This window comes from Clostridium sp. UBA7339 (genome assembly GCF_002470865.1).
GTDB classification, from domain to species: Bacteria; Bacillota; Clostridia; order Clostridiales; family Clostridiaceae; genus Clostridium_J; species Clostridium_J sulfidigenes.
Genome location: NZ_DKPI01000010.1, coordinates 111390 through 123907, shown reverse-complemented (window position 1 = coordinate 123907; position 12518 = coordinate 111390). Strand labels below are relative to the sequence as shown.

At 28.7% G+C, this 12518-nt stretch carries 7 protein-coding genes; 6 read left to right on the top strand and 1 reads right to left on the bottom strand.

Annotated features, from left to right (window positions below; translation table 11 throughout):
- Positions 1–80 precede the first annotated feature (80 nt).
- The 5 genes from B2S02_RS11160 (at position 81) to B2S02_RS11140 (ending at position 9022) form a co-directional block, all read left to right on the top strand.
- Complete coding sequence (locus tag B2S02_RS11160; protein ID WP_346848776.1) at positions 81–791, top strand: ABC transporter ATP-binding protein; 711 nt, start codon at positions 81–83, stop codon at positions 789–791.
- Positions 784–2373 carry a hypothetical protein gene (locus tag B2S02_RS11155; RefSeq protein WP_346848777.1) on the top strand — a complete coding sequence of 530 codons (1590 nt, stop codon included), beginning with the start codon at positions 784–786 and terminating at the stop codon, positions 2371–2373. The genes B2S02_RS11160 and B2S02_RS11155 overlap by 8 nt, the downstream gene beginning before the upstream one ends.
- 217 nt (positions 2374–2590) lie before the next feature.
- Positions 2591–4876 (top strand): RNA polymerase recycling motor HelD, encoded by a 2286-nt coding sequence (gene helD, locus B2S02_RS11150; protein ID WP_346920708.1) that lies wholly within the window; start codon positions 2591–2593, stop codon positions 4874–4876.
- Positions 4877–5121: 245 nt separating this feature from the next.
- Positions 5122–6783, top strand: coding sequence for a glutamine--tRNA ligase/YqeY domain fusion protein (locus B2S02_RS11145; RefSeq protein ID WP_346848779.1), 1662 nt, complete (start codon positions 5122–5124; stop codon positions 6781–6783).
- Between the two features lie 190 nt (positions 6784–6973).
- Positions 6974–9022: a family 10 glycosylhydrolase gene (locus B2S02_RS11140; RefSeq protein ID WP_346876329.1), complete on the top strand. Its 2049-nt coding sequence runs from the start codon at positions 6974–6976 to the stop codon at positions 9020–9022.
- Positions 9023–9103: 81 nt separating this feature from the next.
- Here the strand turns inward: B2S02_RS11140 and B2S02_RS11135 are convergent, their stop codons facing one another.
- The gene (locus B2S02_RS11135) at positions 9104–11131 is read right to left on the bottom strand and encodes a HAMP domain-containing sensor histidine kinase (protein ID WP_346848781.1); all 2028 of its coding nucleotides are present in this window, start codon (positions 11129–11131) and stop codon (positions 9104–9106) included.
- Positions 11132–11374: 243 nt separating this feature from the next.
- Between B2S02_RS11135 and B2S02_RS11130 the strand changes: the two genes are divergently transcribed.
- On the top strand, positions 11375–12475 hold the full coding sequence (locus tag B2S02_RS11130; RefSeq protein ID WP_346876330.1) for an ion channel: 1101 nt from the start codon (positions 11375–11377) through the stop codon (positions 12473–12475).
- The last annotated feature ends 43 nt before the right edge of the window (positions 12476–12518 follow it).

Here is a 12518-nt window from a genome sequence, read left to right as displayed (position 1 = left end):
AAAAATTTTCCTATATAAATATTTATATAGGAAAATAGTTGTTCTGCCCATGCGGGTTTGAGAAGATTAGGGGGAGAAAAGTGGAGTTAATATTAAAGGATATACAAAAAAGTTTTGAAAATAAAGTGGTGTTAAAAGGAGCATCTTTTACCTTTGAAAAAGGAAAGATATATGGCCTATTAGGAAGAAATGGTGCAGGTAAAACTACTTTATTTAATTGTATAAGTGGAGAGCTAAGCAAAGATTCAGGGGAAGTCATCTTAGAGAATGGATTGGGTAATGAAGGAGAGTTAGATTATTCTAATATAGGATTTGTTTTTGCAGATCCAGTATTACCAGAGTTTTTAACAGGTTATGAGTTTGTTAAATTCTATATAGATATAAATAAGGATAAGATTAATGATATTAAGACCGTAGAGGAATATTTAAATATCATAAAAATATCTAGGGTCGATAGTCATAGATTAATTAAAACCTATTCTCACGGAATGAAGAACAAGCTCCAGATGTTATGCTTTTTAATAAGTAGACCGCCGGTAATTTTATTAGATGAACCATTAAGTTCTTTTGATGTAATTGTGGCACTAGAAATTAAAAATTTATTAAAGGAAATAAAGAGTGAGCATATAATTATATTTTCAACCCATATATTACAACTTGCCATGGATTTATGTGATGAAATAGTAGTTCTTAATCATGGAATATTAGAGCAAGTTCCAAGTGAACTTATAAGAAGTGGAAAGTTTGAGGAAAGCATCATGGAAATTTTAAAGGAGGACAATTATGATTAGAACTTTTACTAATACATACAAATTCTCCTTTGTACAAGGTGCAAATACATTCATATATTTCATCAAGAGGATTCCGCTAATAGGTAAAAAAGTTCCAGAGAGTTTTTACAGTAAAACAAAGGCTAAAATTACTCTTGGAATTATATTTGAAATAATGTCTTTTTTATTTGGCTTTATTAAAAAAGCTGTTTATATTGGTGTGATGATAGCACTTCCTGCTCTGTACCTCTCAAAGGAAAGCGGAAATTTACAGGAAGTAGCTCTTCAAATATTTTTTATTTTAAGCTTTATTCTAGGACCCATTATAAATACTACTTTAATACCACGAGATGAAAAACCTTTCAACATGATAAGATTAATGAGGGTGGATGCTAAAAAGTACTTTATAAGTGAAATGGTTTATACCAGAATTTTAGCTTTTATACATTTTACTCCCGTGATGATGGTACTGTTTTCTCCAGTAAAGGGATTAATTTTGACCTTTGAGTTTATACTCATTAGGTTCATATGGGAGTTTATACATTTATTTGTATTTAGTAGGTTTAACAAGATGATATCAAATATGGATATATTTATTGGGACATTGGTGATTATTTGTCCTTTACTAGCCTATGTTCCTTTATTTTTTCATGTTAATATAGGACTTCATAGGTGGATATATGATTACAGGATTATTATCCTATTATTTTTATTGTCAGTTTTATCTCTTAGATATATCTTTAAATACAAAAGGTTTAAGGATATTAGTAAAATTATATGCACTAAGGATAATATTTTAGAGAAACAGAAATTAGTAAAAGATGTTCAGTTTAAAGATGTAGAAATAAACGAGAAGAAGATAAAAGTAGAAGACTTGAATTCCAATATCTATGAAAATAAGCAAGGCTATGAATATCTTAATGCTATATTTTTCAAAAGATACAAAAAACTTTTATCAAAGTCTTCAAAATATATAATTATAGGAAGCCTTATAGTAACAATAGTTGCCATTGGATTTGTATTGTGGAAACCAAGTGATAAAGGGGGTATTATAGATTTTTTCAAGAATAAAACTTCTAGTTGGATATTTGTAATGTACTTTTTATCTACTACAGAAAGAATTTGTAAGGCTATGTTTTTTAATTGTGATATAAGCTTACTTAGATATGGATACTATAGACAAAGAGAAGCTATATTTTCTAATTTTAAATCTAGGTTAAAAAGGGTAGTTGTTTTTAATATTCTTCCTGCTTTAGTAATTTGCTGTTGTATAATTTTCATACTAATAGCATCTGGAGACCCTAAGGCAATATTAGAATTAAGTTATTTATTTTTAAGTATAATAGCCTTGGCTTGCTTTTTTTCTATACATCATTTAGCCATATATTATATAATTCAGCCATATACTGCTAACTTAGAGGTTAAAAGTCCACTATTCAGAGGAATTAATACAGTAATGTATGTAGTTTGTTATATGTGTTCAGGAATTGATAGCTCTTCCTATATGTTTAGTATAGGAGTAATCATATTCACTGTAATATATATGATTATAGCATTAATATTAGTTTATAAATTAGCACCTAAGACATTTAAACTTAAATAGATAACAAATATTTAAAAACTTCTATGAATTTGTAAAAATTTAATGTATAATATATAGGCAACTCATAAACAAAGAAATATTTCATTATGATATGATAAGCTCTTAGAAAATTATACGATTAATGCAAAAAATATTACATTATAAGCAAAGAGGGAGAATCCAAGGGGTTTTTCCTCTATATTTTTTCAAAAATATAAGAAGTGAGAGGTGAAAAACAATGACAATTAATAGAGAAGAGACTTTGAAGGAAGAAATGAAATTCAGTAGTACTAAGGAATGGATAGAAGAACAACTTTTAAACACTGAGAAAAAGTGTGAAGAGTATGAAAAGAAAGTAGCAACTCTTAAAAAATCTTCAAGGGGTACTTTTAGTACAGAGCTAATTTTAGCCCAAAATATTCAAGACTTCGCAAATAAAGATTTGCATAAGTATAATGAAAGTAAAGATAATCCATACTTTGCAAGAATTGATTTCAAGGAAAAGATAAGAGATGTAGAAAGCTTTTATATTGGTAAGTTTGGACTTATAGATGAAGTTAAAAACGAAGAGGTTGTCATTGATTGGAGAGCACCTCTTGCCAATTTATATTATAGTGGAACTTTTGGAGCAGCATCTTATACTGCCCCCATGGGAGAAATTCAAGGAGAACTATTATTAAAAAGGAAATTCCAAGTTAAAGATGGAAAAATAGTAAATATCTTTGATGAGGGAGTAAATGAGTTAATAGTTCCAGTATCAGAAGATGGAGAAGAACTAGTAGATGAGTTTTTAAAGATAAATCTAGAAGAAAATATGAGTAAAAAGCTTAAGGATGTAGTAAATACAATTCAGAGGGAACAAAATGAAATTATTAGAGCCTATAAAAATAAACCAATAATTATTCAAGGTTCCGCAGGGTCAGGAAAGACTACTGTAGCATTACATAGATTAGCCTACCTAGTGTATACCTATGGAGATGAAATGAACAATAGAAACATACTAGTAGTTGCACCAAACCAATTATTTTTAGACTATATATCAGATATATTACCAAACTTAGGAGTTAGTAATGTAAAACAGTCAACCTTTGAGGAACTTTGCAGTGCAATTTTAAACATTAAATATAAAATAATAACTAAGGATAAAAAGCTTGCACATATAATGGAATGTAAGGATGAGGAAGAAATTAAATACATTACTGCATCTAGCAAGATAAAAGGGACAATGACCTATAAAACCATTATGGATAGGTTTATAAAATATTTAGAAAGAAAGAGTTCTGAAGTAGAGGATATATTAGTAGATGAATACATTTTATTTTCAGCAAAGGAAATAAAAAGACTATATATAAAGGATTTAGAAAATTTACCTATTAACAAAAGAAAAGATGAAATAAATAAATACTTTAAAGGTAAGTTGAAAAACCGAATAGAAGAAATTAAAGAAAAGATAGAAAATATATACTTTTTTAAGATAAAAGATATAAAGGATAGAAAAGACATATCAGAGGAAGATAAGAGAAAAGAGATAATTAAAACCTATGATGAACGAGATGAGCTTATAGCAGGACTAAAAACTAAAGGGAGTAAGGCATTAAAGGAGTTCTTTGGTAGTTGGAAGAAGATAAGTGTAGTAGATAGTTATATAAATCTATATAATGATGAAGAAGCATTTTCATCTGTAACAGATAATTGCTTACCTAAAAAGTTAGCTGACTATATGAGAGATGAAATAAATAATAATATTGCCACTAAAAATATAGACTGCGATGATTTAACGGCATTAACATACTTACAATTGAAGTTAGAAGGAGTAGTAGGAGAGAATTATATTCATACTGTCATTGATGAAGCACAAGATTATAGTCTTATGCAATTTAATGTATTAAAAGAAATATCGAAGAATAACTCCATGACTATAGTTGGGGATTTAGGGCAAGGAATCTATAATTATAAAGGAATTAACTCATGGGAAAGCTTAGTAGAAAAGGTATTTAGCGAAGATGCCACTTATATAACTTTATCCCAAAGCTATAGGTCTACAGTAGAAATAATAGAGTTTGCAAACAGGGTATTAGAAAAGCAAAAGTTAAATATAAAACCAGCTCTTCCTATATTAAGACATGGAGATGAACCTAGGGTTATTAATGCTAAAGAAGATGAAGAAATAAGAGTTATTGATTCTTTATTAGAAGAAATATATAGTAAGAATAAAAAAACTGTAGCTATAATTTGCAAAACCTATACTGAATGCAAGGAATTACATAAAAGGCTTAAGAAGGAGTCCAAATATAAATGGGAACTGATAGAAGAGAGTCAAAGTAAATTAGATATAGATAATTTACTTATACCTAGCTATATGACCAAGGGGTTAGAGTTTGACGCAACCATTGTTTATAATTGTGATGAAGATATGTATAGGAATGAAGTCTTAGATAAAAAGTTGCTATATGTAGCTTTAACTAGAGCATTACATCTTCAATATGTAATGTATAAGGAATCACTTTCTTCTTTACTTGTATAGGTATAAGCCTAGTTGCAATAAGGAATAATAGGTTATAGTTTAAAATAGAAGTTATTGTACTATAATTTTAAAGATAATAGAAAAAAAGTGCAAATTATGATATATTTAAGGTTGTGTAAGTCAAAATAATTAGATAATTTATTGATAATATGAATTATGTTTCGATAATGAAGGTATATGAATGCCATTATATTAAATTATTTGATAATAACCTAAATAAAATATAATAAGAGGAAGTGATTATTATGGGAGAAAATATAGGAAATACATCTTCAAATTTTATTAAAAGAATAGTGGTGGATGACTTACAGAGCAAGAAACATGACAATATAATTACTCGTTTTCCACCAGAACCAAATGGATATTTACATATAGGACATGCAAAATCTATAGTTTTAAACTTTGAGTTAGCAGATGAGTTTAATGGAAAGACAAACTTAAGATTTGACGATACAAATCCTACTAAAGAGGATACTGAATATGTTGAATCTATAAAAGAAGATATAAAATGGCTTGGATTTGACTGGGATGATTTATACTTTGCATCAGATTATTTTGAGGAAATGTATAATAGGGCAGTACTCTTAATTAAAAAAGGATTAGCCTTTGTATGTGATTTAACTCCTGATGAAATAAGAGAATATAGAGGTAGTTTAAAAGAACCAGGAAAAGAAAGTCCTTACAGAAATAGAACCGTTGAAGAAAACTTAGACTTATTTGATCGTATGAGAAAAGGTGAGTTTAAGGATGGTGAGAAGGTTTTAAGAGCTAAAATTGATATGAGCTCTCCAAATATAAATATGAGGGATCCTATAATATATCGTATATCTCATACAGCACATCATAATACAGGAGATAAATGGTGTGTATATCCAATGTATGATTTTGCACATCCCCTAGAAGATGCTATTGAAGGCATAACTCACTCAATCTGTACTTTAGAATTTGAGGATCATAGACCACTTTATGATTGGGTAGTAGAAGCGTGTGAAATGGAAAGTACTCCGAGACAAATAGAATTTGCAAGATTAAATATTACTAATACAGTAATGAGTAAAAGAAAACTTAAAGCTTTAGTAGATGAAGGTATTGCTGATGGATGGGATGATCCAAGAATGCCAACTATAGCTGGATTAAGAAGACGTGGTTATACTCCTGAGGCTATAAGAAACTTCTGTAGAGAAATTGGGGTAGCAAAAAATGATAGTACTGTAGATGAACAATTATTAGAACATTTTATTAGAGAAGATTTAAGTACTAAAGCACCAAGAACCATGGGAGTTATCAGGCCTTTAAAGGTGGTTATAACTAACTACCCTGAGGGTGAAGTTGAAATGTTAGAGATTGAAAATAATCAAGATGACCCATCCATGGGAAAAAGAATGGTACAATTCTCTAGAGAAATATATATTGAAGAAGAAGATTTTATGGAAGAGCCACCTAAAAAATACTTCAGACTATTTCCGGGAAATGAAGTTAGACTTAAGGGAGCATACTTTATAAAGTGTAATGATTTTATAAAAGATGAATCTGGAAAGGTTGTTGAGATTCATTGTACTTATGACAAGGAAACTAAGAGTGGAACAGGATTTACAGGTAGAAAAGTTAAGGGTACAATACATTGGGTAGATGCTAGCTCTGCTATACTAGCAGAATTTAGACTATATGAGCCTTTAATAAAAGATGAAGAAATTGATGAAAACAAAACTTTCCTAGAATGTGTTAATCCAAACTCTTTAGAAGTATTACAAGGTTATGTTGAAGATAATATGAAGGGTGTAAAACCAGGTGAAAGCTTCCAATTCTTTAGACATGGATATTTTAATGTGGATTCTAAATATTCTACAGATGATAAACCTGTATTTAACAGAATAGTATCTCTAAAAAGTTCTTTTAAAATAAAATAAAAATACTACCTCTTAATTTTAAAATTAAGAGGTAGTATTTTTTATAAAGTCCAATGTTATACTCATAAGCTGTTTATATATGAATTATCTGTTACCTTTTAGGATTTAATATAAACTTTAAGAGTATAAGGGCGTTAATAATAATACATGGACAAGTATAAAAACTATTTATAAGAATAAAGGAGGAAGTATGAAAAAGATATTAACTGGTTTACTAGGCATGTTTTTAGTATTTGCTGTTATGAACACAACTGCTTTTGCAGATGCTAAAGAAATGAGAGGCGCATGGATTAGCACTGTTTGGAACCTTGATTGGCCAACTGTTGGTGCTAGAAATAATCAGGCTCAACAAAAGCAAGAGTTTATAACACTATTGGACAAGCTACAAGCAACAGGATTAAATAGTGTTATAGTACAAGTAAGACCTAAGGGAGATGCTTTATATAATTCTAGTCTTAATCCTTGGTCTGACATACTTACTGGAACTCAAGGCAAGAATCCAGGATATGACCCATTAGCATTTATGATTGAAGAAACTCATAAAAGAGGAATGGAGTTTCATGCTTGGTTTAATCCCTATAGAATAACGACTTCTGGTACAGACGTAAATGCATTAGCATCAAATAATATGGCTAGGAAGAACCCTAGCTGGGCTATAGCTTATAACAATGCATTATATTATGATCCAGGCAATCCACAGGTGGTAAATTATTTAGTAGAAACTGTAGCTGAAGTAGTGAAAAATTACAAGGTAGATGGAATCCATTTTGATGATTACTTCTATCCAAGTAAATCTTTTAATGATGATACTAGCTACAGTAAGTATGGTAATGGAAGTAATAAAGATGACTGGAGACGTGCTAATGTCAATACATTAATTCAGAAGGTATATACTAAAATTAATAGTATAAACTCATCAGTATCCTTTGGAGTAAGTCCAAGAGGAATATGGAAAAATGCATCTAGTGATCCGGCTGGTTCAGCTACAAATGGTGGACAAAGCTACTATGATATATATTGTGATTCTGTAGCATGGATAAAGAATGGATGGGTTGACTATATAAATCCTCAGATATATTGGACTTTTGAAAATAGTGCAGCTCCCTATGGAACCCTTGTAGATTGGTGGGCAAAGCAAGTTAAGGGAACTAATGTTAAACTTTATATTGGACATGATGTTTCTAAAACTGAGGTAGCTAATCAAATAGAAAAACAAGTAAATTATAGTAGAGGTAATTCAGAAGTAGATGGAAATATATATTTTAGAGCAAAATTTATATCTGAAAATAGTACACTTCAATCAAAATTAAAACAGTTAAATAAAGTTACACATAAACAACTTAAGGGTTTAAATAGATATGAAACATCAGTAAAGGTAAGTAAAGAAGGTTGGAGTAGCGCAAATACTGTGCTATTAGTAAATGGTTATGCAAATGCTGATGGTCTTGTAGCAACTCCATTAGCATCGGCTTATGGAGCTCCAATACTTTTATCAAGTGCGGACACTTTACCTGAAAGTACAAAAACTGAATTAAAGAGATTAAATCCATCCAAAGTAATTCTAATTGGTGGAAAAGGAGTACTTTATGATAAGCTAATTAATGAAATCAAAAGTATAAAATCTAGCATAACAGTTGAAAGATTAGGTGGTTCAACTAGATATGACACATCTCTTTTAGTAGCAAAAAGATTAGATACTATAATTGATACAAATAAAGCTTATATATGTTATGGATATGGAGAAGCAGATGCCCTATCTATATCAGCAAAGGCTGGAGAAGAGAGACAACCAATAATTTTATCAGAAACCAATTCTTTAAAAGATTCTTCTTTTGAATGGTTAAAAGGAGAGAAACTTCAAAATGCATATTTTATAGGTGGTACAGGGATTATAGGTGATTCTGTAATATCTAAGGTGAATTCCATAACATCTTCAAATGTAAGTGGAAATAGAGTTGCAGGTATTAATAGATATGATACAAATGCAGCTGTGATTAAAAAGTTTTATACTAACTCAGTTCAATCTGGGATTAGTGTTACTAAGGGAGACGTATTAGCAGATGCATTAACATCAGGTCCATTAGCGGCAAAATTAAAGACACCCATAGTGCTTGTAGACACTGAACTAAGTAACAATCAAAAACAGGTTTTAAGTACAAAACAAGCATCCTTAGTATACGAGATAGGAGGAGGCATAAATCCTTCTGCAGTGCAAGATGTTATAAATAGAGTAAGGTAATTTGAAATATTATTGAAATTAAATAAACTCAGTTAATGTAATGATAATTACGTTAACTGAGTTTTTTAATCTATGATATTATTATATGTTTATGTTAGAGTCTATGTCAGAAAATTCTACCATGAGTTTCTCGCTATTATTAGTAATATTTTGTGATATATGATTTTCCACATCTAAAGCGGCCCTATCAACTTCCTTTATAGGAAGAGTAAATATAAATTCACAACCTTTGTTTGGTTCACTTTTAAGGATAATGGAACCATCTAAAAGTTCTACTAGAGATTTTACCAAAGAGAGACCTATACCACTACCCTCTTCACTTTTAGATTTTTCATTTTTAACTTGAGTAAATCTTTCAAAGATGCTTCTTTGCTTATCTTTAGGAATTCCAATTCCAGTATCCTTTACTGAAACAGATATGGAGTGTTTTAAACATTTTAAAGTTACGTATATACATCCTCCTTTAGGTGTAAATTTAATAGCATTTGAAAGAAGATTTAATATAATTCTATCTAGTTTTTCAGAATCTAGTGGCATATAAACCTCTTCTTCGTTAGTATCAAATACTATGGAAATTCCTCTAGCAGATGCATATTCAAGTACAGACATAGTGATATCTTCTACTACTTCTACTATATTCTTAACTTCAAATTCTACATGATAAAACCCAGAATCAATTTTTGTCATATCAATTAGATTATTTATAAGCTTAAGTAGTCGAAATCCATTTTGACGTATATATATTAGTTTAACTTCATCATCTTTATTAGCAAAAGTAAGTTTGCCGTTATCTTTATATATATCTAAAAGTTGTAACCCAGATAGTATAACATTAAGCAAAGTACGTATTTCATGAGAAAAGTTAGCTAAAAATTCAGTTTTAATTTTATCACTTATCAGAAGTTCATCATATCTTTTTTTTGCAGCAATCATATTTTTTGCATTATTTGTTTTTTGGATTGTTTGAATAGCTAACATTATCATGCATACTAGCAAAATTAGAAGTAAAAGAAATACTATACCTAGAGATACGCCTTTATTTATCCAACTATCATTTATAAATACAACATTCTCGGGAAGAGAAGAACGAGATATATTATTTGTTGTTACTTCTGATGCATCAAATAACAAGGTACTACCAGGATCGTATATACTTGGGATATCATTTGGTTTTGTACCATTTAGTACACGAATAGCAGTTTCATAAATGATTTTGCTGTGATTTTTTGCATATAATATATGTCCACCGATAGCTCCATTTCCAACATAAGTTTCCTTAAAAGTATATAATTGACCATTAGAATAGTTTTTTATAATATGTGTTGTGTTCTTAGGTGAAATTATAATGTTGGAAGTATCTTTGAAATTACCAACAATTATTGAAGGTGTATTGCTAGGGTATTGAGATAATTTATAGCATAAATCATCAATATAATCGCTTTTTATAAAATTAAATCTTAACACATTAGTATAATAGGGAATAGTATCTCTTACTTGGTTTTCTATATACTTAGATTCTATAGTATTATCCAATAAAATATTTATTTCAGAAGTATTTGGATTTGTATGTAAAATCAAATCAACTAGGGTACGGACATTAACTGGTTCCATTACTCCAGTAAAATTATTAAATGGATAGGAAGACAGCTTGCTAACATCATTAATACCGCCATATACCACAGGTACATTTTTAAACATGGGAGTATTGTAATAATTTCCTACAAAATTTAAAGATTCATCATCAAGAGTAACAATTAAATCAAATTTAGTATTTTCATATTTTAATGACCAAAGGTCAGCTTGCTTATCTAAATAGGATTTGTCATCATTTGTTATAGATAGGAATTCTGTTCGTGTATGAATATTTAAGTCGCTTGAAGTTAGTGAAGTTTTGAGATTATCGAGGAGATAAGATTCCCAGAGTTCATTTTCACTTTGAGAAGATAAAATTAATACCTCTTTATACTTTAAAAGGGATTGATCAGTATCACTTGATGGCGTAGCAAAAACTGTGATAGAGTTAAAGGACATAACTATGCCTAAAGCTAAATTCACTAACACATATATAAATTTATTTCTTTGGCAGGAGAGTACATATTTATCATTCATACAAATCACCTAACATATCTATACTTGATTTTAAAATATATTTAATTGACTTGGAATAAAGTATTTGAGCAAGTATCCCAAGAAAGTATATATATCGACAGAATAATTATATCATGAAAATTAGATAGATAATAGAATATTTTTAACATTGTATTAATTATTAATACATTTATTATTATCTTAGAGAATATAATAAATACATTTCCATAAAATAATACTATTAAAATTGTGGTGGGAGTATATATGAGTAGTTATTATACTGTGAAATGTAGTAAATACGTTGATTACGATAAAATCTTAAAATTTAATTATGAAAATTTAAAACTTAATGGGAATACGAAATTAGATTATATTAATATTAAGTTAGAGGATGTAAGTTATAGTAATTGTGAATTTAAAAATATGAATTTTGAAAATAATTTCTTTTCAAATGTTATATTTATTAATTGTAAGTTCATAAATTGTAGATTTATTAGAGGAAAGATAAATTTAAGAAATTTTTTGGAGTTTAATAATTGTATTTTAGACAAAATATATATTAATAATTGTAATTTTTCATCTTTATATATAAAGGAATGTTCATTATATAAGGTTGATTTTAAAAATAGCTTTATGAAAGGTTGTAATTTTGTAAGAAATAGTTATGATGAGGTTAGATTTATAGATAATTGTAATTTAATGGACTGCATAATAAAAGATATGGAAGGAACCATGGATATAAAGTTTATTAATGAGAAATCTTATACTAAGCTTAATTATGGTTCTTATATAGGAAAATTCAACTATAATGATATGAAAAAAAATAATACCTGTAGAAATAATAAAGAATCAAGTAATTGCATATGTAATTGTAATTATCTAAACATTAGTTTTAGTTACATGGATTTTGGTGAACAATATTTAAGAAATCATGTAGGCGGAAGATATGGTAGGTGTTTTTATCAAAGTAAGTTAGCTTTTCATAGGACGCTTAAAGGTAGAAAGAAATTTTATTCTTCTGTAGCCAATATAGTATGTGGTTATGGCGAAAAGCCTTATAGAAGCTTTATGTTATCTTTAATTATAATTTTGATATTTGCTTTATTATACATGATTACTGGTATAAACTGCTCCAGCGGAGTAATTGGAATTAGTGGATTAGCAGGTGATTTTTCTGTTAAAATGCTATTTAAAAATATAATTTATTGTATTCACTTTAGTTTAGTTACATTTTCTACAGTAGGATATGGTGATTTATTGCCATATAATATAATGGGGGTTATACTAAGCAGCGTAGAAATACTTATAGGAATTATAATGATAGGAATTTTGACATCTACTTTAGTTAGAAAGATGACAAGATAAGCAGATTTACAATTAGTAAATAAGCATATACATAAAATATAAA